Genomic DNA, 23,841 nt, shown 5'->3' on the forward strand with positions numbered 1-23,841 from the left:
ACCGGGCGGGGTCGGGGGGGGGCCGCCGGGGCCCCTTTTAACACACAAACCCCCCCCCCCCTCTACGTGAATGTCAGCCCTGCGAGGCCCACCACTCCTTGAGCGCCGCCACCGCCGCGTCCCGCTCCATCGGCCCGTTCTCCAGCCGCAGTTCCAGCAGGAACTTGTACGCCTTGCCGATGGCCGGCCCGGGGCCGACGTCCAGGACCTGCATGATGTCGTTGCCGTCCAGGTCGGGGCGGATCGAGTCCAGCTCCTCCTGTTCCTGGAGGCGGGAGATGCGCTCCTCCAGGCCGTCGTACGCGCGCGACAGGGCGTTCGCCTTGCGCTTGTTGCGCGTCGTGCAGTCCGAGCGGGTCAGCTTGTGCAGGCGCTCCAGGAGCGGTCCCGCGTCGCGTACGTAGCGGCGTACGGCCGAGTCCGTCCACTCGCCCGTGCCGTAGCCGTGGAAGCGCAGGTGGAGCTCGACGAGGCGCGAGACGTCCTTCACCAGCTCGTTGGAGTACTTGAGCGCCATCATGCGCTTCTTGACCATCTTGGCACCGACCACCTCGTGGTGGTGGAAGGAGACCCGGCCGTCGCTCTCGAAGCGCCGCGTCCTCGGCTTGCCGATGTCGTGCAGCAGCGCCGCGAGCCGCAGCGTCAGGTCGGGGCCGTCCGTCTCCAGCGCCATCGCCTGTTCGAGAACGATCAGCGAGTGGTCGTAGACGTCCTTGTGCCGGTGGTGCTCGTCCCGCTCCAGACGGAGCGCCGGGAGCTCCGGCAGAACCCGCGCGGCGAGCCCCGTGTCGACGAGGAGGGCGAGGCCTTTGCGCGGGTACGCGGAGACGATGAGCTTGTTCAGCTCGTCCCGGACGCGCTCCGCGGAGACGATGTCGATGCGCTCGGCCATCGCCTTCATCGCGGCGACGACCTCGGGCGCCACCTCGAAGTCCAGCTGCGCGGCGAACCGCGCGGCCCGCATCATCCGCAGCGGGTCGTCCGAGAAGGACTCCTCGGGCGTTCCGGGAGTGCGCAGGACGCGCTCGGACAGGTCCTCGAGCCCGCCGTGCGGGTCGACGAACTCCTTCTGGGGGAGCGCCACGGCCATCGCGTTCACGGTGAAGTCACGGCGGACGAGGTCTTCCTCGATGGAGTCGCCGTAGGACACCTCGGGCTTGCGCGAGGTCCTGTCGTACGCCTCCGACCGGTACGTCGTGACCTCGATCTGGTAGCCCTCTTTCTGGCAGCCGACCGTCCCGAAGGCGATCCCGACCTCCCACACCGCGTCGGCCCACGGCCGGACGATCTTCAGTACGTCCTCGGGGCGGGCGTCGGTCGTGAAGTCCAGGTCGTTGCCGAGCCGGCCCAGGAGGGCGTCCCTGACCGAGCCACCGACCAGGGCGAGAGAGAACCCGGCCTCCTGGAAACGGCGGGCAAGATCGTCCGCGACAGGGGACACACGCAGCAGTTCGGTGACCGCGCGGCGCTGCACCTGGCTCAGCGCGCTGGGATTTTCTTCGTTGGCGTTCGGCACAACAGAAAAGGGTACGTGCCCCGGGCGCCCCAAGCGGACCCGATTTCGACCGGCCCGCCCAAGGCCCGCGCCGCCGCTCCGGCCGGGTCTTCCGATCACGTGGAGCAGTCCGCGGCACTTCGCCACAGCGCGCATCGTTACCATGCGTGGACGCACAACCGACGACCACTGACGACGAGGGACGGGCGAACGCGTGGCCGAGGCGGCAGACTTCCCGGGGACAAGCCCCTCACCTGCCCGCCGGTGGCTGCGGCGCACCGCAGCACTGCTGGTGGGTACCCCTTTGCTGGCCGGTCTCCTGCAGGCCCCCGCAGGCCCCGTCGCGCACGCCACCATGCCGGGCGCGACGGCCGACGCCATCGGCTCCAGGACCGTCGATGTCTCCCTGGACGAGCTCACCCCCACCGCCCCCGGTGAGGACGACACGCTCACCGTCTCGGGCACCGTCACGAACAACGGCAAGCAGACGGTGACCGGCGCCCAGGTCGGACTGCGGGTGGGGCCGACCGTCAGCGGCCGGAGCGGGATCGACAGCGCCGCGAAGCGCACGGGCTACCAGCCGGGGGCCGACGGCACGGAGGTCGGCGGCAAGTACGTCGACAAGTTCGCCAAGCTCGTCCCCGGCGTCCGGCAGGACTTCAGCATCTCCGTGCCCGTCAAGGCCCTGGACCTCGGTGCCGACGGCGTCTATCAGCTCGGCGTCGCCCTCACCGGCCAGAGCGCCGCGCAGCCCTACCCGCAGGTGCTCGGCATCGAGCGCACCTTCCTGCCGTGGCAGCCGGGGGCCGCTGACACGAAGACGAAGACGACGTATCTGTGGCCGCTCATCTCCGACACCCACCTCACGGCGAAGACGGAGTCCGACGAACAGCAGACGCCCGTCTTCAAGAACGACGATCTGGCCGACGAGCTCGCGCCGGGGGGACGGTTGCAGCAGCTCCTGGCTCTCGGCAGCGACCTCGACGTCACCTGGGTCATCGATCCGGACCTGCTCGCCTCCGTCGAGGCGATGACCGAGGGATACCGGATCCAGAATCCCGACGGGAAGACCAGCAGGGCGGGCAAGCACCAGGCGGTGGCCAAGGAGTGGCTGAACGACCTGGAAGCCGCCGTCAAGGGCAAGAAGGTCGTCGCGCTGCCCTTCGCCGACCCCGACCTCGCCTCCCTCGCGCACAGAGGCAGGTCCGTCAGCGGTTCCCTCAGCCACCTGAAGGAGGCCACCGACGCCGGGGCCAAGGCGGTGGTGACGATCCTGCACGTCAAGCCGAGCACGGACTTCGCGTGGCCGGCCGAGGGTGCGATCGACCCGTCCGTCGTCGACGTCTCCACCTCCGCGGGCGCGCACACCGTGATCGCCCGCAGCGACAGCCTGCGCGAGACCGGCGGCCTGGCGTACTCGCCGACCGCGGCCCGGCCCATCGGGGGCGGAACGACCGCCGTGGTGGCCGACGCACGCCTCTCCACCGCCTTCCAGGGCGACATGACGGAAGCCGAGAACTCCACGCTCGCCGTCCAGGAGTTCGTCGCCCAGAGCCTGATGATCAATCTGCAGGACCCCGGCAAGCAGCGCAGCATCGTGGTCGCCCCGCAGCGCATGCCCACGGCCAGCCAGGCCCAGGCCATGGAGAAGGCGCTGAGCACCCTCCAGGGCGGGCAGTGGACACAGTCCGAGGACCTCACCGCCGCGGCGAAGGAGAAGCCGGACCCGCGGGCCACGACCCGGGTGCCGTCGACCGGGTCGTACCCGGCATCGCTGCGCAAGCAGGAGCTGCCCCAGTCGGCCTTCGAGTCGATCAGGGGAACGCAGAGCATGCTCGAGCGCTTCCAGGTGATCCTCAGCGAGGAAGACCGCGTGGTCACCCCGTTCGGGAGGGCCATAGACCGTGAGATGTCCACGTCCTGGCGCGGCCGCCCGGCAGAGGCGACCACCTACCAGAACAGCGTCAAGAGCTACCTTCGCGAGCTCGCCGGTCAGGTGTCTCTCATCGACAGGTCCGACGCGAAGCTCTCCGGGCGCAGCGCGACCATCCCGGTGTCCGTGCAGAACAACCTGGTGCAGGGCGTCGAGCACCTGACCCTGCGCCTGTACTCGCGGAATCCCACGCGTCTGAAGATCGGCGACGGGCAGTTCGAGGAGCACCCGGTCAAGATCGCGGGCGGTCACTCACAATCGGTGAAGTTCACCACCACGGCCAACGCCAACGGCCCGGTCCCGGTCTACGCCCAGCTCTACACGGAGGACGGGGAGCCCTACGGAGACGCCGTGGACTTCGAGGTCAACGTCACCGAAGTCACCCCCACCGTGATGCTCGTCATCGCCGGCGGCCTCCTGCTGCTCGTCCTCGCCGGATTCCGCATGTACACCCAGCGCAAGCGCGCGGCGCGGAAGCAGGCCGCCCAGGAGGGCCCGGACGAGGGGCCCGACGGCGAATCCGGCACCGCGTCCGGCGAGAACGGCCCCGAGCAGCCGAGTGACCCGTCAGCGGACACCGCTCCGGAAAGCACGGACCCATCGGACACGGGTGAGAGAGTGGACCGTTGAGCGATGTCGTGGCCGGTGGGCCCGGGGACGATGAGGTGGGGTAGAACCATGAACGCGCCGTACGACGGTGACCGTGGCCAGGGCTCGGGCGGCTCTGCCTCGCCCGGGGACCCGCCTCAGGACTCTGCCGACCACGGGCAGCAGGTTCCGCCGCAGCCCGCGTCGGACATGTACCTCCAGGACGCCTACGACCAGGATCCCTACCGGGGGCAGGACCTCTCCGCCCAGGACCCGGTGACCGAAGCGCTCTACGACCGTGCGGCACACCCCCCACCGCCGCCCGGCGCCTATCAGCAGCCGCTCTACGCCCAGCCGCCCACCCCTGAGCACGCCCCGGACCCCCACGTGTGGGCGCAGACCCCGCCCCCCGAGCCGGAGGGCCCCACCCGGCACCTCCCGTACGGCGACGATGCCCGTACGACGCAGTTCGTGGGCGTCGACGATCTGGTCACCCAGGCCGGTGAGGAGCGCCACGAGCCGGACGCCTTCGCGCACCTCTACCGCGACCAGCAGCCCGGCGGCTACCGCGGCCACCAGGTCGGTTACCAGCAGGGCGGCCACCCCCAGGACAACGGCTACCCGCAGGACAACGGTTACCCGCAAGGCGGCGGATATCCGCAAGGCAACGGATACCCGCAGGAGAGCGGCTACCCCCAGGGCGGCTACCAGCAGCCCGTCACCGGTGGCTACCCGCCCGCCGACCAGCCGGTCGTCCCCGCTCCGGCGCCACCCCCGGCACCCGCGCCGGCACCCGCTCCCAAGTCGGGCGGCCGTGCGTCGAGCCTGCTGAAGTCCAGCGCCGTCATGGCGGCGGGCACACTCGTCTCACGCCTCACCGGCTTCGTCCGCTCCGCACTGATCGTCTCGGCGCTCGGCGTCAGCCTGCTCGGCGACACCTTCCAGGTCGTCTACCAGATCCCGACGATGATCTACATCCTCACCGTCGGTGGCGGCCTCAACTCCGTGTTCGTGCCGCAGCTGGTGCGGTCCATGAAGGAGGACGAGGACGGCGGCGAGGCGTACGCCAACCGCCTGCTGACCCTCGTCATGGTGGCGCTCGGCCTGCTCACCGCCCTGGGCATCGTCCTGGCCCCCCATCTGGTGCGAGTGATGTCCGTCCCGGTCGCCAACGACCCGGCGGCGACCGAGGTCGGCACCACGCTGCTGCGCTACTTCCTGCCTTCGATCTTCTTCATGGGCATCCATGTGGTGATGGGCCAGATCCTCAACGCGCGCGGCAAGTTCGGCGCGATGATGTGGACCCCGGTCCTCAACAACATCGTCATCATCGCCACGTTGGGCATGTTCATCTGGGTCTACGGGACCGCGGCGACGTCCGACATGTCCGTCGAGAGCATCCCGCCGGAGGCCGAGCGCCTCCTCGGTGCCGGTGTCCTGCTCGGTCTCGTCGTGCAGTCCCTGGCGATGATCCCGTATCTGCGCGAGACCGGGTTCAAAGTGCGTCCGCGCTTCGACTGGAAGGGACACGGCCTGGGCAAGGCCGCCAAGCTCGCCAAGTGGACGATCCTGTTCGTGCTCGCCAACCAGGCGGGCGCCCTCGTCGTCACCCAGCTGGCCACCTCCGCCACCGTCGACCTGCGCCAGACGAGCGGCATCGGCTTCTCCGCCTACGCCAACGCCCAGCTCATCTGGGGGCTCCCACAGGCGATCATCACGGTGTCCCTGATGGCGGCTCTGCTGCCCCGGCTGTCCCGCTCGGCCCAGGACGGGGACACCGGCTCGGTCCGTGACGACATCTCCCAGGGCCTGCGCACGACGGCGGTCGCGATCGTTCCCATCGCCTTCGGGTTCGTCGCGCTCGGCATCCCGATGTGCACCCTGATCTTCGGCTCCTCCGGCAGCGCCGCGGCCACGAACATGGGCTACATGCTGATGGCCTTCGGCCTCGGCCTGATCCCCTACTCCGTGCAGTACGTCGTGCTGCGTGCCTTCTACGCCTACGAGGACACGCGTACGCCCTTCTACAACACGGTCATCGTGGCCGCCATGAACGCCGCCGCGTCCGCGGCCTGCTACTTCATCCTGCCCACCCGCTGGGCCGTCACCGGCATGGCCGCCGTCTACGGCCTCTCGTACGCCATCGGCGTGGGCGTCGCCTGGCAGCGGCTACGGAAGCGGCTCGGCGGCGACCTGGACGGCTCCCGCGTACTGCGTACGTATGCCAGGCTCGGCATCGCCGCACTGCCCGCGGCGATTCTCGGCGGTGGCGCCGCGTACGCCATCACCAGGACGCTCGGGCAGGAGATCCTCGGGTCGCTGGCGGCGCTGGTCGCGGGCGGTGCCGTACTGCTCGGTGTCTTCTTCATCGCCGCCAAGCGCATGCGCATCGAGGAGCTCAATTCCATGGTCGGCATGGTCCGCGGCCGTCTCGGTCGCTGAGATGAGGAGTACCGCACAACCATCGCCGGCCACCGCGTGTCGTGCATAGCACCGGACTGTGGGCACAATTGGCTTCGGCGTCTGACGAAACGCAACGGATGGGGAGGCAGGACCGACGGTGGCGGAACGGAGCACGGCTGCCGTCGACGTGGCAGACAACAGCGGTGACGAGCCGCTGACCGCCAAGGCGGAGCAGCCCACGGCCGACGGGGTGGCCCAGACCCGGGAGCGGGACACGGCAGCAGACGAAGACGCGGCGAAGAACGAGAAGCCCATGAGCCGTGGGGCCTCCTCACCCCCAGAACTGCACAGCGGCCACAAGCTCGCCAGACGCTACCGACTCGAAGAGTGCGTCACCCGTCTGGACGGTTTCAGCAGTTGGCGCGCGGTGGACGAGAAGCTCCGCCGTGCCGTCGGCGTGCACTTGCTGCCCGCGGACCACCCGCGGGCCCGCTCGGTGCTCGCGGCGGCCCGCTCCTCGGCCCTCCTCGGCGACCCGCGTTTCGTGCAGGTCCTGGACGCGGTCGAGGAGAACGACCTCGTCTACGTCGTCCACGAGTGGCTTCCGGATGCCACGGAACTCACCGCGGTCCTCGCGGCGGGCCCGCTGGAGGCGCACGACGCGTACCAGCTCGTCAGTCAGGTCGCCCAGGCCATGGCTGCCGCGCACCGCGAAGGGCTCGCCCATCTGCGGCTGACCCCGAGCGCCGTGCTGCGCACCTCCTCGGGGCAGTACCGCATCCGCGGCCTCGCCGTGAACGCCGCGCTGCGCGGCATCAGCTCCGAGACACCGCAGCGCACGGACACGGAGGCGATCGGCGCTCTCCTGTATGCCTCGCTGACCCAGCGCTGGCCGTACGAGGACGACGCCTACGGCCTCTCCGGGCTGCCCAAGGACGTCGGCCTCATCGCCCCCGACCAGGTGCGCGCGGGCGTCCATCGCGGCCTCTCCGAGCTCGCCATGCGGGCGCTCGTCAACGACGGCGCGACCGCGTCCCGCCAGGACCCGCCGTGCGCGACGCCGGAGGAGTTGGTCAAGGCCATCGGCGAGATGCCCCGCATCCGCCCGCCGGAGCCCGCCTTCACCGCCCCGCCCGAGTACCAGCGCACCACGTACCAGCAGGGCACCTACGGCCGCCCCGCGGCCCACCCGGGCGCCACCCAGCCCATGGCCACTCCGCCGCCCCCGCTGCAGAGCCGCACCGGCAAGGCCCTCAAGTGGGCCGTGTCCGCGCTGCTCATCGCCGCGCTCGGCCTGGGCAGCTGGCAGCTCGCGGACGCTCTCATGCACAGCGAGAAGTCCAACGACTCCAATACGACGCAGACGACCGAAGGCGGCGGCGACAAGGGCCGCCCCAAGCCCCTGAAGCCGATCAGCATCAAGGGCGGTCAGGAGTACGTCGTGAAGGGCGACCCCCAGGATCCCGAGAGCATCGGGAACACGTACGACGAGGACCGTGCCTCACTCTGGCGCACCAAGACGTTCAACGACGGTCCGAAGCTCGCCCCGTTCAAACCCGGTGTCGGTATCGTCTACGACCTCGGCTCCGAGCAGAACGTCTCGGCGGCGTCGATAGCCCTTCAGTACGGCGGGCCCCACACCACGGTCTCGCTGTACGCCACGGATTCGCTGACGCCTTCGGCGCAGATCGGCTCCATGAAGAAGATCGGCGGTGTCACCACGTCGGGGAGGACCGCGAAGATCAAGGCCAAGAAGCCCGTGAAGTCGCGGTATGTGCTCCTGTGGATGACAGCGGTTCCGAGGTCCGACCGCGACGGGTACTACGGGGCAGGGTTCAAGCAGGCCATCACAGACGTTCGACTCAAGGGCTGAGGGATCGGCTCGGCGAAGCTCACTGGGGGAGGGGTTCGACGGTGGACGGCACCGCGCATGGTGACATGAGCGACCAGGACCTCCTCGCCGCCCACGTCGCGGGCGACAAGGATGCCTTCGGTGAACTCGTCCGCCGCCACCGGGACCGGTTGTGGGCCGTGGCGCTGCGCACCCTGGGGGACCGCGAGGAGGCGGCCGACGCGGTGCAGGACGCTCTTGTCTCCGCCTACCGCGCGGCGCACACCTTCCGCGGGCAGTCGGCCGTGACGACCTGGCTGCACCGGATCACCGTCAACGCCTGCCTCGACCGGGCCCGCAAGGCGGCGTCCCGCAAGACGTCCCCGATCGACGACACCGAGCGCCTCGAACAGCTCCTGGAACCGGAGGAATCGGCTGCCGCCCCGGTCGAGCGGGGCGATCTGCACCGAGAGCTCCAGGAAGCGCTCAGCACACTCCCTCACGACCAGCGCGCCGCTCTCGTCCTGGTCGACATGCAGGGTTATCCGGTCGCTGAGGCCGCCCGCGTCCTGGACGTGCCCACCGGCACGGTCAAGAGCCGCTGCGCCCGTGGAAGAGCCAGACTGCTGCCGCTGCTCACCCATCTGCGTACGGGGCCACGCACGCGGGACGGGGACAGCGGCGAGGACGGCGGAGGTGAGAGGCCCGGCTCAGGAAGGAACCGGACGCAGGGGACATCCGTCCCACCGGCAGCAGGGCCACGGGATACAGGACCAAGCGATTCAGCTGCTGTGAAGGGCGGAGGTGGGCGAGCGTGACAGCCACGACCGATGCGGCCGGGCACCCGGAGGTCGCCGAGCTCTCCGACCTGACCGAAGGTCTGCTCTCCCCCTCGCGCACGAGCGACGTTCGACGGCATCTCGACGGCTGTGAGCTCTGCGCCGACGTCTACGCCTCCCTGGAGGAGATCCGCGGCCTGCTCGGCACCCTGCCCGGCCCGCCCCGTATGCCCCACGACGTCGCGGGACGCATCGACGCGGCTCTGGCGGCCGAAGCGCTACTGGACGCCACCGCCCCCGATGGCCTTGCCACAACGGACGTGGTGGCCGAGTCCGAGCCCACGCCCGTCACTCCGCCGCCCGCCCCGGCACATGTTTCACGTGAAACATCGCCTGTCTCCGCCTCTCGCACATCCACCGACCGCCCCGCCGGGCGTCCTCGCGCGGCCACCGGTCCGGGGCGCGGTGGACACCCGCGCCGCACTCGCCGCCGTACCGCCGTGCTCGGCGCCGTCTTCACCGCGGCCGCCATCGGTCTCGGCTCACTGCTCATGCAGACCGTGGGCAGCGATTCGCCGGGCGCGTCCGCCGGTCGACAGGACACCGCGGACTCCTTCTCCGAGGGAAAGCTCAAGGGACGGGTGGCCGACCTCCTCGCCGAAAGCCCCGCCAAGGAGACACCCGGCGAGAAGTCGGACGGGTCCAAGCCGACCTTCGACACCCGCTCCAGCTCGGAATCCCCGACAGCCAACTCCCGGCTGCGCGGGGCGACGGTCCAGGTGCCGGAGTGCATCCAGCGCGGCATCGGTGCCAGGACACCGCTCGCCGCCGAGGAGGGTTCGTACGAGGGCAAGCGTGCCTACCTCGTCGTGGTGCCCCATGACTCCGACGCCGCCCAGGTCTCCGCGTACGTCGTCGACGCCACCTGCGTGGGCAAGACCTCACCCCGCGCGGGCAAGGTCCTTCTGACGCACTCCTACCCTCAGGGCTGACCTTCCCAGGACCGCCTCAAGGCTGATTCCTGGGCTGACTTCGGGGCCCCTTCGTCACCGCTGCTCCGTACGTGTGGACACGTCGGGGAATGCATGCCCCGTAGGATCCGTTGGGTGGGGTGAGTAGTCCTGAGACAGGCACCCACCAGCAGTACGCAGCAGTCCCCAGAGACGAGGAATCAAGCCGTGACCGACGTCCGTAACGTGATCATCATCGGCTCCGGGCCCGCCGGCTACACGGCGGCGCTCTACACCGCGCGCGCGTCGCTGAAGCCGCTGGTGTTCGAGGGCGCCGTCACCGCGGGCGGTGCGCTGATGAACACCACCGAGGTGGAGAACTTCCCTGGCTTCCAGGACGGCGTCATGGGCCCTGAGCTCATGGACAACATGCGTGCCCAGGCCGAGCGCTTCGGTGCCGAGCTCGTACCCGACGATGTTGTCGCCGTCGACCTCAGCGGCGAGATCAAGACCGTGACGGACACCGCGGGCACTGTGCACCGCGCGAAGGCCGTCATCATCACGACCGGCTCCCAGCACCGCAAGCTCGGCCTGCCGAACGAGGACGCTCTCTCCGGACGCGGCGTCTCCTGGTGCGCCACCTGCGACGGCTTCTTCTTCAAGGACCAGGACATCGCCGTGATCGGCGGAGGCGACACCGCGATGGAGGAGGCCACCTTCCTCTCGCGCTTCGCCAAGTCCGTGACCATCGTGCACCGCCGCGACAGCCTGCGCGCCTCCAAGGCGATGCAGGAGCGCGCCTTCGCCGACCCGAAGATCAAGTTCATCTGGGACAGCGAGATCGCCGAGATCAAGGGCGAGCAGAAGCTCTCCGGTCTGACGCTGCGCAACCTCAAGACGGGCGAGACGTCCGAGCTGCCGGTGACCGGCCTGTTCATCGCGATCGGCCACGACCCGCGCACGGAGCTCTTCAAGGGACAGCTGGAGCTGGACGACGAGGGCTACCTGAAGGTCGAGGCGCCCTCGACGCGGACGAACCTGACCGGTGTCTTCGGCGCGGGCGACGTCGTCGACCACACGTACCGCCAGGCGATCACGGCAGCCGGCACCGGCTGCTCCGCCGCCCTCGACGCCGAGCGTTTCCTCGCCGCCCTCGCCGACAGCGAGACCGCGACGGCTGTCACCGTCTGACCCCCTCTTCCCCACCGCACCAAGTTAAGGAGACTGCCGTGGCCGGCACCCTCAAGAACGTGACCGACGCCTCCTTCGAGGAGGACGTCCTCAAGAGCGACAAGCCCGTACTGGTGGACTTCTGGGCTGCCTGGTGCGGCCCGTGCCGCCAGATCGCCCCGTCCCTCGAGGCGATCGCGGCCGAGCACGGCGACAAGATCGAGATCGTCAAGCTCAACATCGACGAGAACCCCGGCATTGCCGCCAGGTACGGCGTCATGTCCATCCCGACCCTGAACGTGTACCAGGGTGGCGAGGTGGCCAAGACCATCGTCGGCGCCAAGCCGAAGGCCGCGCTCGAACGCGACCTCGCGGACTTCATCGCCGAGTAGTCGGCGACGACGTTTCTCGTGAGGCACGATGTTTCACGTGAAACACGAATGGACCAGTCCCTCCGGGGGCTGGTCCATTCCTTTTGTGCGGGCCCCTCAGCGAAGAGCAACTGTCAGAGCGGTCGGAGCGCGGGTTCCTTCTGCACTGCTCCCAGCAGTCGGTCCAGCGCCAACTCGACGTCTTCCTTCCAGGAGAGCGTCGTCCGCAGCTCCAGCCTCAGCCGTGGATAAGCGGGGTGCGGGCGGACTGTCTTGAACCCCACCGCCAGGAGGTGCTCCGCCGGCAGCACGCACGCGGGCTTCTCCCACCGCGCGTCACCGAAGGCCTCGATCGCCTTGAACCCTCGGCGCAGCAGATCCTTGGCGACCGTCTGGACGATCACCCGGCCGAGTCCCTGACCCTGATAGCCGGGCATGATCCATGCCGTCATCAGCTGTACGGCGTCCGGGGACACCGGGCTCGTGGGAAACGCGGTGGACCGAGGAACGTACGCGGGAGGTGCGTAGAGCACAAAGCCCACCGGTACGTCGTCGACGTACACGACCCGGCCGCAGGACCCCCACTCCAACAGGGCCGCGGAGATCCACGCCTCCTTCTCCAGCTCCGGTGTCCCGGCCTTTACCGCGGCCTCGCCGCTGACCGGGTCCAGCTCCCAGAAGACACACGACCGGCAGCGCTGGGGAAGGTCCGGGAGGTTGTCCAGCGTGAGCGGTACGAGCCGACGCCCCATGAAGGCGGTTCCTCACTTTCCTCGCCCGCCGCGCTGCGGGCGGCTGTCAGAGCGCTGCGTTCCCGGAGCAGGCTGCCGACGAATCCGCCGACCGCTCCCAGCCCCAGGCCCGCGGTCATCAGTCCGGTGCGGCTCATCGTTCGCATGGCCCCCGCCTCCCCAATGAGGTGCCGTCAGGTGGATGCGCCATACCCGAACGCATCGTATCCACGAAGTGATTCCATCGATACCGTAAAAAAGCAAAGAGCGGGCCGTGTCCGGTCGATACCGGACACGGCCCGCCCTCACGAAGCCCAGGCCCTTGCGGCTATGCCTTGCCGTCCTCGGAAGTGCCTTCCGAGGCGTTCTCCGAGCCGTCCTCGTCTTGTCCGTTCTGAAGGACAGGCCCTTCGCCCGGAGCCAGCGTGCTGAGGATGCGCTCCAGGTCCTCCAGAGAGGCGAAGTCGACGACGATCTTGCCCTTCTTCTGGCCCAGATCCACCCGCACCCGGGTTTCGAACCGATCGGAGAGCCGGGTGGCAAGGCTGGTGAGAGCCGGCGAAAGCCGGGCACCGGCACGCGGCCCCTTGGCCTTCGGAGCGCTCTGGGGCCGCGACCCCATGAGGGTCACGATCTCCTCGACGGCACGCACCGAGAGGCCTTCGGCCACGATCCGGTGCGCGAGCCGGTCCTGTTCCTCCGAGTCCTCGACGGAGAGCAGCGCACGGGCATGCCCTGCGGAGAGAACCCCGGCGGCCACCCTGCGCTGCACGGTCGGCGAGAGCTTCAGCAGGCGCAGCGTGTTGGAGACCTGCGGACGGGACCGGCCGATACGGTCCGCCAACTGGTCGTGGGTGCAGTTGAAGTCCTTGAGCAGCTGGTCGTAGGCGGCGGCCTCTTCCAGCGGGTTCAGCTGAGCACGGTGCAGGTTCTCCAGCAGCGCGTCCAGGAGGAGCTTGTCGTCTTCCGTGGCCCGCACGATCGCCGGGATGCGCTCCAGGCCCGCCTCACGGCAGGCGCGCCAGCGCCGCTCGCCCATGATGAGCTCGTAGCGCGCGGGGCCCAACTGCCGTACGACGACCGGCTGGAGGAGGCCGACCTCCTTGATGGAGGTCACCAGCTCCGCGAGGGCGTCCTCGTCGAACACCTCACGCGGCTGCCGAGGGTTGGGCGAGATGAAGTCGAGCGGCAGCTCGGCGAAGTGCGCACCGGCCACCGGCGCGTTCTCCGGTGCCTGCGCGGTCTGCTGAGGCGGTTCCGCCGTTTCACGTGAAACGGAGTTCTGCGGGAGTGCCGTCACCTTCGCGGCAGCGACCCCACGCTCAGCGGTGAGCACAGGCACAGCCGTAGGGGAGGCCGAGGCACCCACCGCGCTCTGCGGGATCTGCCTCTCATTAGGAGCTGCAGGGATCAAGGCGCCGAGGCCCCGCCCCAGTCCTCTCCGTCGCTCGCTCACTGCATCCCCTCCGTCATGCTGTGCTGGTCGTTCTGAGCGCCCGTGTGGGCGTGCTGGACGTCGTAGCTCACTCCGACTCCGCGCAGCGCGATCTCGCGTGCCGCTTCGAAGTAGGAGAGGGCGCCGCTCGATCCGGGATCGTAGGTGAGCACCGTCTGGCCGTAGCTCGGCGCCTCCGAGATGCGGACCGATCTCGGGATGCTGGTCCGCAGGACCTCGCTGCCGAAGTGGCTGCGCACCTCGTCCGCCACCTGGGAGGCGAGCCGGGTCCTGCCGTCGTACATGGTGAGCAGGATCGTCGAGACATGCAGGTTCGGGTTGAGGTGACCCCGCACGAGGTCGACATTGCGCAGGAGCTGGCCGAGGCCTTCCAGTGCGTAGTACTCGCACTGGATGGGGATCAGCACCTCCGCACCGGCCACCAAGGCGTTGACCGTCAGCAGGCCGAGCGACGGCGGGCAGTCGATCAGGATGTAGTCCAGCGGCTGCTCGTACGCCTGGATCGCCCGTTGCAGCCGGCTCTCCCGTGCCACCAGCGACACCAGCTCGATCTCCGCACCGGCGAGATCGATCGTGGCGGGGGCGCAGAAGAGACCCTCGACATCCAGCACCGGCTGGACGACATCGGAGAGCGGCTTGCTCTCGACCAGAACGTCATAGATGGACGGCACTTCGGCGTGATGGTCGATACCGAGAGCGGTGGAGGCGTTGCCCTGCGGATCGAGGTCGATCACCAAGACGCGTGCGCCGTGCAGAGCGAGCGAGGCGGCGAGATTGACGGTCGTCGTCGTCTTGCCCACCCCGCCCTTCTGGTTGGCGACCACCATGATGCGGGTCCGCTCGGGCCGTGGCAGGCCTTCGCCCGCGCGGCCGAGCGCGTCGACCGCCAGTTGGGCAGCACGACCGATGGGGGTGTCGTCCATCGGGGTCGGTGTTTCACGTGAAACATCCTCCCCCACCGACTCGGTACGGGGACCGGGGACCGGATCGGTCATCGGTCCCGCGATGTTGGCGTCGGACCGCAAGGATTCACTCTCCTCGACATCAGGCTCGCAATGAACAGAGCCTCCCATGCTTTCGGGGTCGTGAACCAGCGAGGCCCGGTCTTCTGTGGACGAATCCACCTCTGTGGACAACTCCGTCCCCTTATCGAGGGAACCAAGTGGTCGACGGTCGCGAGGTTCCGCGGCGCGGCCGCGACTGATGATGCCATGCAGCAGTGAGCGACGTTTCACGTGAAACACGATGCACGGCAGCCGGGGTGCCGCTGGTGCGACACCCCGGTATGCGTACGTTTGGCAGCTTTTGTGGAGTACAGCTCGCCGTCAATCAGCCGCCACAGCGGCAATCGTGACCGAGTCAGCCGCGGCGGCGCCGCGCGCGGCCGGTGCGAGCGGCCTTGGCCCGTTTCGCCGCGAAGCGCACACCGCCCGGGCTCTCCCCCACCTCGACCCGTACGACCGTGGACAGCGGATCCACCACACCCTCACCGACATGCAGGACGGAGGTGCCCACCGCACCGAGCTTGCTCAGGGCGGACCCCGCGGCCTTGACCTCTTCCTCGGCGGTGTCGCCCTTGAGGAGCAGCATCTCGCCGTACGGACGCAGCAGGGGAACGCCCCAGGCCGCCAGGCGGTCCAGCGGGGCGACGGCTCGCGCGGTCACCACATGGACGGGAGGCAGCTTGCCGAGAACTTCCTCGGCGCGGCCCCGTACAACCGTCACATGGTCGAGGCCGAGCAGCTCGACGACCTCGGTGAGGAAGTTCGTGCGCCGCAGCAGTGGCTCAAGGAGCGTGATCTTGAGGTCCGGGCGGACGAGGGCCAGCGGGATGCCGGGGAGTCCGGCGCCAGAACCGACGTCGCACACCGTGACGCCCTCGGGCACGACCTCGGACAGCACCGCGCAATTCAGCAGATGCCGCTCCCAGAGCCGGGGCACTTCCCGGGGTCCGATCAGGCCTCGCTGCACTCCCGCATCGGCGAGCAGCTCCGCGTACCGGACCGCGTCCGCGTAGCGATCGCCGAATACCGTCCGGGCCTCTTCAGGCGCCGGGGGAAGCTCCGCTGCCTCCGTCACGGGGACCGTCCTTCCGTACCGCACTGGGGTGGCTGACTATCGGGCTGACAAAGTCCGGCCCCGCCTGTGAACAGACGGGGCCGGATGTACGCGGTGCCGCTCAGGCGGGGAGTACGACGACGAAGCGCTGCGGCTCCTCGCCCTCGGACTCGCTGCGCAGACCGGCGGCCTTGACCGCATCATGCACGACCTTGCGCTCGAACGGCGTCATCGGCTTGAGCTTGGCCGGCTCGCCGGAGCTCTTGACGTCGGCCGCGGCCTTGGCGCCGAGCTCCGAGAGCTCCTCGCGCTTCTGGGCACGGTAGCCCGCGATGTCCAGCATCAGGCGGCTGCGGTCACCGGTCTCGCGGTGCACGGCGAGACGCGTGAGCTCCTGGAGGGCCTCCAGGACCTCGCCGTCACGGCCGACCAGCTTCTGCAGGTCACGGCTTGCGGTGTCGCTGACGATGGAGACAGCGGCCCGGTCGGCCTCGACGTCCATGTCGATGTCGCCGTCGAGGTCGGCGATGTCCAGCAGACCCTCGAGGTAGTCCGCCGCGATCTCGCCCTCCTGCTCGAGGCGGGTGAGAGTGTCGCCGGCCTCGGCTGCGGCGGAGGTGGTGGTGCCTTCCGTCACTGGATGGACTCCTTCTACTTCTTGGAGGACGGGTGCTTGGGCCGCTGCTGGCCCTTGCGCTGCTGTCCCGACTTGGCTTTGCTGCGCGTACCGGAGCCGGGCTTGTTGCCCGTCGTGTTGCTGCCCGTCGGCTTGGCCGGGGCGGCGTCCTCAGGCTCGTCCTGAACCTTCTCCAGCGACGTCTTGGGCCCCTCTTCGGCCTCCGCCTTGGCGGTGCCCTGCGTGATGGCGGTCTGGCGCTTGGCCTTGCTCTGACGCTTGGGCTGCTGGCGCTTCGGGGCCCCCGCGACCGTGGCTCCGTCCTCGGTGACTGTGGCGACGGTGGACTCGCTCTCCACCACGGTGCCGTCGGCCTGGGCCGCGAGGCCCGCCTTGGTCAGGCTGTTGATGAACTTGCGCTCGAAGTCGTTGCGGTCACGGCCCTTGGCGACGATCGCCTTGATGACGTTCGTGTTGCCACGCCCCCGCACCTTCTTGTGGTGCGTGACCTGCTTCTGCAGACGCTCCAGGAAGGCCTCCTGCGCCTTGGAGCCCGGCGTCGGGTTCCTGCGGATCACGAACATCTGCTGACCCATGGTCCACACGTTGGTGGTCAGCCAGTAGACGAGGACACCGACGGGGAAGTTGATGCCGAACACGGCGAACATGATCGGGAAGACGTACATCAGCATCTTCTGCTGCTGCATGAACGGCGTCTTGACCGTCGTGTCCACGTTCTTCGTCATCAGCTGGCGCTGCGTGAAGAACTGCGAGGCCGACATCAGGACGATCATGACCGCCGTGATGACACGGACGTCCGTGAGAGAGGCACCGAGCGAGGCGACCTTGTCGGCGCCATCCGTGAACTTCGCCGCCAGCGGCGCACCGAAGATGTGCGCCTTACGCGCACTCTCCAGGAGCGGGCCGTCGATGACGCCGATCTCCTTGCCCGTCGCAATGCCGTTCAGCACGTGGTACAGGGCAAAGAAGAACGGCGACTGCGCCAGGATGGGAAGGCACGAGGAGAGCGGGTTGGTACCCGACTCCTTGTACAGCTTCATCATCTCTTCGGACTGGCGCTGCTTGTCGCTCTTGTAGCGCTCCTGGATCTTCTTCATCTCGGGCTGCAGGGTCTGCATGGCCCGAGTGGCCTTGATCTGCTTCACGAAGAGCGGGATCAGGCAGATACGGATCAGGATCACCAGGGACACGATGGACAGGCCCCAGGCCCAGCCCGTGTCGGGACCGAAGATCTTCCCGTACACCGAGTGGAACTGGACGATGACCCACGAGACTGGTGTCGTGATAAAGCTGAAGAGACTGGCAATCGTGTCCACTAATCAAGCTCCTTGAGCATGGGACGGGGTCTCGGTCTCGGCGGCCGTGGCCGGGGGGAGAACCCCGGTCGGCACGCCTGCGGCGGAGGGCCCGCCCTTGCGTTCGCGCCAGGCGGCGCGCAGCATCTCGTGCCACCGCGGGCGCTTGCGCGGCGGGACATGGTCGACACCGCCCAGCGACCACGGATTGCACCGCAGAACGCGCCAGGCGGTGAGCGCCGTTCCCTTGATCGCACCGTGCCGGTCGATGGCCAGGTAGCCGTAGCGGGAACACGACGGGTAGTACTTGCACACCGGGCCGAGAAGTGGACTGATCGTCCACTGGTACAGCTTGATCAAGGCCAACAGTGGGTACTTCATCGCGCGCCCCCTCCCAGCAACCGCTGCAAGGCGGCATCCAGGTCTCGGGCCAGCTGTGCATGGTCGGCGTCGCCCGCTCCGGGCAGCGCTCGTACGACTACCAGGCTACCGGGGGGCACGGAGCCCAGCCGGTCGCGCATGAGATGGCGAAGCCGGCGCTTCACGCTGTTGCGTACGACCGCGCCGCCCACGGCCTTGCTGACGACGAAACCCGCACGTGTCGGGGGAAGGGTCTCCCCAGGCACGTGCGGGTCCGTTGCGCCGCTACGTAGATGGACGACGAGGAGCGGGCGTCCGGCCCGGCGTCCTCGGCGTACCGCGGTCGCGAAGTCTTCGCGCCGCCTCAGCCGATGCTCGGTAGGCAGCACGACGTCATGACCTGACTTAGATCAGGCGGACAGGCTGGCGCGACCCTTGCCACGACGGTTCGCGAGAATCGCGCGGCCGGCACGGGTACGCATCCGCAGGCGGAAGCCGTGGGTCTTGGCGCGACGACGGTTGTTCGGCTGGAAGGTGCGCTTGCTCACTCGGGGGCTCCAGAAATGATTGTGGGTGGCGGGACATCGCCTGGCTGTCACCGTGCGCCCACGAGAAGCTCGCGAATACGCACCGAGTGCACCGCTTCACAATCACAGATCGTGATCTTTGCCCATCGGAGGCAGGCGGCAGCAGCCATCGACAACTCGACCTGGTCACGGTACGCGGGGCTACGCCATCCGGTCAAACCGGCCACTGGAGGGAGACACTGTGCACAGCCTGTGGACAACAACTTGAACCGCAGCCGTCGCCCTGACTACCTTGGCTGAACTCCGATTCGTTCCCTTCCCCCTGCCCATCCCGATTTCCGTCCCAAGAACCACACCTTCGTGGGACCCCGTGAGAGAGCGTGCCCTGTGGCTGACGTACCTGCCGATCTTGCCGCAGTGTGGCCACGAGTTCTGGAACATCTGCTGGGTGAAGGGCGGGGGCAGGGCGTCGAGGCGAAGGACGAGCGGTGGCTCAGGAGCTGCCAGCCCCTGGCTCTCGTCGCCGACACGGCACTGCTCGCCGTACCGAACGAATTCGCCAAGGGCGTACTCGAAGGGCGTCTCGCGCCCGTGGTCAGCGAGACCCTGAGCCGCGAGTGCGGGCGCCCGATCCGCATCGCCATCACGGTCGACGACTCCGTCGGTGAGCCCGCGGGCCCGCCGGCGCCGCCGATCCAGCACCAGCAGCGCTACGAAGAGCACGAGCTGCCCTCCGGCTCCGGTCAGGGGCGTGAGTCGTACGAGGGTTACGGGCGACGCCCCTCGGACGAGCACCAGTCCGGCTCGCGGTCCGACCAGATGCCGACCGCGCGCCCCGCCTATCCGGACTACCAGCGTCCGGGCCCCGGCGCCTGGCCGCAGCAGCAGCCGCAGGACGACTACGGCTGGCAGCAGCAGCGGCTCGGCTTCCCCGACCGCGATCCGTACGCGAACCCGGTCCAGCAGCCGCAGCACGACTACCGCTCGCAGCCGCCGCAGGAGCGCTCGCCGTACGAGCAGCAGCGTTCCGATCCGCAGGACCGGCGCGAGCGCCACGACATGCCCGAGCCGTCCGGGGACCACCGCGACCATCGTGATCCCCGTGATCCCCGTGATCATCGCGACCACCGCGGCAATGTCGGGCACGGCGGCCACGGCGTGCACCGGGGCGGCCCGGTCGGCCCCACCTCGTCGAGCGGCGCCCCCGGCCCGCTGGCCGCGCAGCCGGCGCCCGCGACGGGCCCCGGCGAGCCGACCGCGCGGCTCAACCCCAAGTACCTCTTCGACACCTTCGTCATCGGCGCGTCCAACCGCTTCGCGCACGCGGCCGCGGTCGCCGTCGCCGAGGCGCCCGCGAAGGCGTACAACCCCCTCTTCATCTACGGGGAGTCGGGGCTGGGCAAAACGCATCTGCTGCACGCGATCGGGCACTACGCCCGCAGCCTGTACCCCGGCACGCGCGTGCGTTACGTGAGCTCCGAGGAGTTCACCAACGAGTTCATCAACTCCATCCGCGACGGCAAGGGCGACAGCTTCCGCAAGCGCTACCGCGAGATGGACATCCTGCTGGTCGACGACATCCAGTTCCTCGCGGACAAGGAGTCGACGCAGGAGGAGTTCTTCCACACCTTCAATACGCTCCACAACGCGAACAAGCAGATCGTGCTCTCCAGCGACCGGCCGCCCAAGCAGCTGGTCACCCTGGAGGACAGGCTGCGCAACCGCTTCGAGTGGGGGCTGATCACCGACGTCCAGCCGCCCGAGTTGGAGACGCGTATCGCGATCCTTCGTAAGAAGGCGGTGCAGGAGCAGCTCAACGCCCCTCCGGAGGTGCTCGAGTTCATCGCGTCGCGGATCTCGCGGAACATCCGTGAGCTGGAGGGCGCGCTGATCCGGGTCACGGCGTTCGCGTCGCTGAATCGGCAGCCTGTGGACCTGGGGCTCACCGAGATCGTCCTCAAGGACCTGATCCCGGGCGGCGAGGACGCGGCTCCGGAGATCACGGCGACGGCCATCATGGCGGCGACCGCCGACTACTTCGGGCTGACGGTGGACGACCTGTGCGGTTCCTCGCGCAGCCGCGTCCTGGTGACGGCCCGCCAGATCGCCATGTACCTGTGCCGTGAGCTGACCGACCTCTCCCTGCCGAAGATCGGGGCGCAGTTCGGCGGCCGCGACCATACGACCGTCATGCACGCGGACCGCAAGATCCGCGCTCTGATGGCCGAGCGGCGGTCCATCTACAACCAGGTCACCGAGCTCACCAACCGCATCAAGAACGGCTGACAGCCGCCGCGACACGTCGCTGAGGGCGCCCCGGGACGACTCCGGGGCGCCCTTTCCCGTCGCCCACGCGCGCGTGACTGTTCGATTTCCCCTGCTCAGACGGGGGTTCTCCACAGATATGCGGACTTTCTCGCTTCCACACCCTGGGGACTGGAAAGTTGTCCAGACGCTGTCCACAGGGGACGCTGCTGAGGGATCATCAGGCCAGGTCAACTGGTTGTGGATTCGTGGACGAAGACTGTCCACAGGCTGTGGATGAAAATTCCGTCCACAGGGTGTGCATGACGTTGTCCACCGGCGACCCACAGGTTCAGCTCGGTTGTCCCCAGCTTTTCCCGGCTTCTCCACACGGCTGTCCACTGTTCGGCAACGTGACGCGCCCTCTCACCGGGTCGAGTGAAAGGCGTCACACCAAGGTGCCTGGTTGGCCTGTGGGGAAGCTGGGTAAAGCTGGGGACAGCGCTGGGGAGAAGTGGCCCCTGCCTGTGCATCGGGTGTGCAGAACTTTCGCCCGTCCACAGAAACACCTGGTTTTCCACGGGCGTCGCCCACAGGCTCAGTGGATAAAAAACCGGTGCTGACCAGCGCATACGCGGTTATCCACGGTTTCCACAGCCCCTACTACTACTCCCAACTAGAGAGTCCGGGGAAATGGTTTCGAAGTGGGGCCTGTGCACAACTCTCGCTCCGGGGCTCCGACGCCGCTCGCCACGACTTGACCCCGACGGGCACCGACTGTCAGTGCCGTGCGTCAGACTGGACCCCGGTGTCCTTCCCACGGCATGGCTGAGAGACACCGAGTCAGACGACGAGGGCCACAGGTCCAGCGGGCGAGAGCAGCCAGCAACAGCAGGAGGGCGGCTTAGGTGAAGATCCGGGTTGAACGCGACGTACTCGCGGAGGCGGTGGCCTGGGCGGCGCGCAGCCTCCCGGCCCGGCCGCCTGCGCCCGTCCTCGCAGGCCTGCTGCTGAAGGCCGAGGAAGGCGCACTGAGCCTGTCGAGCTTCGACTACGAGGTCTCGGCACGTGTCTCGGTGGACGCGGAGATCGACGAGGAAGGCACGGTCCTCGTCTCGGGCCGGCTGCTGGCGGACATCTGCCGCGCGCTCCCCAACCGCCCGGTGGAGATCTCCACAGACGGTGTACGGGCGACGGTGGTCTGCGGCTCCTCGCGCTTCACACTCCACACGCTTCCTGTGGAGGAGTACCCCGCGCTGCCGCAGATGCCGACCGCCACGGGCACCGTCCCCGGTGAGGTCTTCGCCTCCGCCGCCTCCCAGGTGGCTATTGCCGCGGGCCGCGACGACACCCTGCCCGTGCTGACCGGCGTACGCATCGAGATCGAGGGCGACACGGTCACCCTGGCCTCCACCGACCGCTACCGCTTCGCGGTCCGCGAGTTCCTGTGGAAGCCGGAGAACCCCGAGGCGTCCGCTGTGGCGCTCGTTCCCGCCAAGACGCTCCTGGACACCGCCAAGGCGCTCACGAGCGGCGACACGGTCACCCTGGCGCTCTCCGGATCCGGTGCGGGCGAGGGCCTGATCGGTTTCGAGGGCGCCGGGCGGCGTACGACCACGCGTCTCCTCGAGGGCGACCTGCCGAAGTACCGCACGCTGTTCCCGACCGAGTTCAACTCGGTGGCCGTGATCGAGACCGCCCCCTTCGTGGAGGCCGTCAAGCGCGTCGCCCTGGTGGCCGAGCGGAACACCCCGGTGCGGCTCAGCTTCGAGCAGGGCGTGCTCATCCTGGAGGCGGGCTCCAGCGACGACGCACAGGCTGTGGAAAGGGTCGACGCCCAGCTCGACGGCGACGACATCTCCATCGCCTTCAACCCGACGTTCCTGCTCGACGGCCTGAGCGCGATCGACTCCCCGGTCGCCCAGCTGTCCTTCACAACCTCGACGAAGCCCGCGCTGCTGAGCGGCAGGCCGGCCATGGACGCCGAGGCGGACGACGCCTACAAGTACCTGATCATGCCGGTACGTCTGAGCGGCTGAGCCCACAGGTGTGCGCGTGCGTCCGGGCGTAGGCTCGGACGCAGGTACGAAAGTGCCGTAACGCCACGTCGCTAGTGAAGGAACCTCTGATGGAGCTCGGTCTCGTCGGCCTCGGCAAGATGGGCGGCAACATGCGCGAGCGCATCCGCCGCGCAGGTCACACCGTCATCGGATACGACCGCAATCCGGACCTCGCGGATGTCCACAGCCTGGAAGAGCTTGTGGGCAAGCTCAAGGGCCCGCGCGTCGTGTGGGTGATGGTCCCGGCCGGGGCCGCGACCCAGTCCACGGTCGACGAGCTGTCCGAGCTCCTCCAGCCCGGCGACGTCGTCGTCGACGGCGGGAACTCCCGCTGGACGGACGACGAGAAGCACGCGGAGGAGCTGAGGGCCAAGGGCATCGGCTTCGTCGACTGCGGTGTCTCCGGCGGCGTGTGGGGCCTGAAGAACGGCTACGCGCTGATGTACGGCGGCGACAAGGAGAACGTCGCCAAGGTGCAGCCCGTCTTCGACGCGTTGAAGCCCGAGGGCGACTTCGGTTCGGTGCACGCGGGCAAGGTCGGCGCGGGCCACTTCGCGAAGATGGTCCACAACGGCATCGAGTACGCGATGATGCAGGCCTACGCCGAGGGCTGGGAGCTCCTGGAGAAGGTCGACTCGGTCACGGACGTCCGTGAGGTCTTCCGCTCCTGGCAGGAGGGCACGGTCATCCGTTCCTGGCTGCTCGACCTCGCGGTCAACGCCCTGGACGACGACGAGCACCTGGAGAAGCTGCGCGGCTTCGCCGCCGACTCCGGAGAGGGCCGCTGGACCGTCGAGGCGGCCATCGACAACGCCGTACCGCTGCCTGCGATCACCGCGTCGCTCTTCGCGCGCTTCGCCTCGCGGCAGGACGACTCGCCGCAGATGAAGATGATCGCCGCGCTGCGCAACCAGTTCGGCGGCCACGCGGTCGAGAAGAAGTAATCCACAGCC

The 23,841-nt window shown here is 68.7% G+C and carries 20 protein-coding genes; 10 read left to right on the top strand and 10 right to left on the bottom strand.

Annotated elements, in window-relative coordinates; all coding sequences use genetic code 11:
* Window positions 1–73 precede the first annotated feature (73 nt).
* The gene (locus tag ACWDVB_RS32810) at window positions 74–1,516 is read right to left on the bottom strand and encodes a CCA tRNA nucleotidyltransferase (protein ID WP_451518350.1); all 1,443 of its coding nucleotides are present in this window, start codon (window positions 1,514–1,516) and stop codon (window positions 74–76) included.
* 193 nt (window positions 1,517–1,709) lie between these two features.
* Here ACWDVB_RS32810 and ACWDVB_RS32815 point away from each other — a divergent pair, with 193 nt between their 5' ends.
* The 7 genes from ACWDVB_RS32815 (at window position 1,710) to trxA (ending at window position 11,541) form a co-directional block, all read left to right on the top strand.
* Window positions 1,710–4,058: a DUF6049 family protein gene (locus ACWDVB_RS32815; RefSeq protein WP_451518349.1), complete on the top strand. Its 2,349-nt coding sequence runs from the start codon at window positions 1,710–1,712 to the stop codon at window positions 4,056–4,058.
* Between the two features lie 48 nt (window positions 4,059–4,106).
* On the top strand, window positions 4,107–6,458 hold the full coding sequence (gene murJ / locus ACWDVB_RS32820; protein WP_451518348.1) for a murein biosynthesis integral membrane protein MurJ: 2,352 nt from the start codon (window positions 4,107–4,109) through the stop codon (window positions 6,456–6,458).
* A gap of 118 nt (window positions 6,459–6,576) precedes the next feature.
* Window positions 6,577–8,292 carry a serine/threonine protein kinase gene (locus tag ACWDVB_RS32825; RefSeq protein ID WP_451518347.1) on the top strand — a complete coding sequence of 572 codons (1,716 nt, stop codon included), beginning with the start codon at window positions 6,577–6,579 and terminating at the stop codon, window positions 8,290–8,292.
* Between the two features lie 65 nt (window positions 8,293–8,357).
* Window positions 8,358–9,068: an RNA polymerase sigma factor SigM gene (gene sigM / locus ACWDVB_RS32830; RefSeq protein ID WP_451518346.1), complete on the top strand. Its 711-nt coding sequence runs from the start codon at window positions 8,358–8,360 to the stop codon at window positions 9,066–9,068.
* Window positions 9,065–10,021, top strand: coding sequence for a hypothetical protein (locus ACWDVB_RS32835; RefSeq protein WP_451518345.1), 957 nt, complete (start codon window positions 9,065–9,067; stop codon window positions 10,019–10,021). Before sigM ends, ACWDVB_RS32835 begins: the two co-directional genes overlap by 4 nt.
* Window positions 10,022–10,207: 186 nt before the next feature.
* On the top strand, window positions 10,208–11,170 hold the full coding sequence (gene trxB, locus ACWDVB_RS32840) for a thioredoxin-disulfide reductase (RefSeq protein ID WP_451518344.1): 963 nt from the start codon (window positions 10,208–10,210) through the stop codon (window positions 11,168–11,170).
* A gap of 38 nt (window positions 11,171–11,208) precedes the next feature.
* Complete coding sequence (trxA, locus tag ACWDVB_RS32845) at window positions 11,209–11,541, top strand: thioredoxin (RefSeq protein WP_451518343.1); 333 nt, start codon at window positions 11,209–11,211, stop codon at window positions 11,539–11,541.
* Between the two features lie 113 nt (window positions 11,542–11,654).
* Here the strand turns inward: trxA and ACWDVB_RS32850 are convergent, their stop codons facing one another.
* From ACWDVB_RS32850 to rpmH, 9 genes are all read right to left on the bottom strand, one after another.
* Window positions 11,655–12,272, bottom strand: a complete 618-nt coding sequence (locus ACWDVB_RS32850; protein ID WP_451518342.1) for a GNAT family N-acetyltransferase — start codon at window positions 12,270–12,272, stop codon at window positions 11,655–11,657.
* 307 nt (window positions 12,273–12,579) lie between these two features.
* Window positions 12,580–13,707 (bottom strand): ParB/RepB/Spo0J family partition protein, encoded by a 1,128-nt coding sequence (locus ACWDVB_RS32855; protein WP_451518341.1) that lies wholly within the window; start codon window positions 13,705–13,707, stop codon window positions 12,580–12,582.
* Window positions 13,704–14,780, bottom strand: a complete 1,077-nt coding sequence (locus tag ACWDVB_RS32860; RefSeq protein WP_451518352.1) for a ParA family protein — start codon at window positions 14,778–14,780, stop codon at window positions 13,704–13,706. Before ACWDVB_RS32860 ends, ACWDVB_RS32855 begins: the two co-directional genes overlap by 4 nt.
* 286 nt (window positions 14,781–15,066) lie before the next feature.
* Complete coding sequence (gene rsmG / locus ACWDVB_RS32865; protein ID WP_451518340.1) at window positions 15,067–15,786, bottom strand: 16S rRNA (guanine(527)-N(7))-methyltransferase RsmG; 720 nt, start codon at window positions 15,784–15,786, stop codon at window positions 15,067–15,069.
* Window positions 15,787–15,886: 100 nt separating this feature from the next.
* Window positions 15,887–16,402: a Jag family protein gene (locus ACWDVB_RS32870; RefSeq protein WP_451518339.1), complete on the bottom strand. Its 516-nt coding sequence runs from the start codon at window positions 16,400–16,402 to the stop codon at window positions 15,887–15,889.
* A 14-nt stretch (window positions 16,403–16,416) separates the two neighbouring features.
* Window positions 16,417–17,718 (bottom strand): membrane protein insertase YidC, encoded by a 1,302-nt coding sequence (yidC, locus tag ACWDVB_RS32875; protein WP_451518338.1) that lies wholly within the window; start codon window positions 17,716–17,718, stop codon window positions 16,417–16,419.
* A gap of 3 nt (window positions 17,719–17,721) precedes the next feature.
* Window positions 17,722–18,078 (bottom strand): membrane protein insertion efficiency factor YidD, encoded by a 357-nt coding sequence (gene yidD / locus ACWDVB_RS32880; RefSeq protein WP_451518337.1) that lies wholly within the window; start codon window positions 18,076–18,078, stop codon window positions 17,722–17,724.
* Window positions 18,075–18,446 carry a ribonuclease P protein component gene (rnpA, locus tag ACWDVB_RS32885; protein ID WP_451518336.1) on the bottom strand — a complete coding sequence of 124 codons (372 nt, stop codon included), beginning with the start codon at window positions 18,444–18,446 and terminating at the stop codon, window positions 18,075–18,077. The genes yidD and rnpA overlap by 4 nt, the downstream gene beginning before the upstream one ends.
* Window positions 18,447–18,467: 21 nt before the next feature.
* Window positions 18,468–18,605: a 50S ribosomal protein L34 gene (gene rpmH, locus ACWDVB_RS32890; protein WP_006381191.1), complete on the bottom strand. Its 138-nt coding sequence runs from the start codon at window positions 18,603–18,605 to the stop codon at window positions 18,468–18,470.
* 366 nt (window positions 18,606–18,971) lie between these two features.
* On the opposite strand from rpmH, the gene dnaA reads away from it, so the two are divergent.
* The 3 genes from dnaA (at window position 18,972) to gnd (ending at window position 23,832) form a co-directional block, all read left to right on the top strand.
* Window positions 18,972–20,870, top strand: a complete 1,899-nt coding sequence (gene dnaA / locus ACWDVB_RS32895; RefSeq protein WP_451518335.1) for a chromosomal replication initiator protein DnaA — start codon at window positions 18,972–18,974, stop codon at window positions 20,868–20,870.
* Between the two features lie 866 nt (window positions 20,871–21,736).
* Window positions 21,737–22,867 (top strand): DNA polymerase III subunit beta, encoded by a 1,131-nt coding sequence (gene dnaN, locus ACWDVB_RS32900; RefSeq protein WP_451518334.1) that lies wholly within the window; start codon window positions 21,737–21,739, stop codon window positions 22,865–22,867.
* Between the two features lie 89 nt (window positions 22,868–22,956).
* On the top strand, window positions 22,957–23,832 hold the full coding sequence (gnd, locus tag ACWDVB_RS32905; RefSeq protein WP_451518333.1) for a phosphogluconate dehydrogenase (NAD(+)-dependent, decarboxylating): 876 nt from the start codon (window positions 22,957–22,959) through the stop codon (window positions 23,830–23,832).
* The last annotated feature ends 9 nt before the right edge of the window (window positions 23,833–23,841 follow it).

Source organism: Streptomyces sp. NPDC003379 (assembly GCF_053589195.1).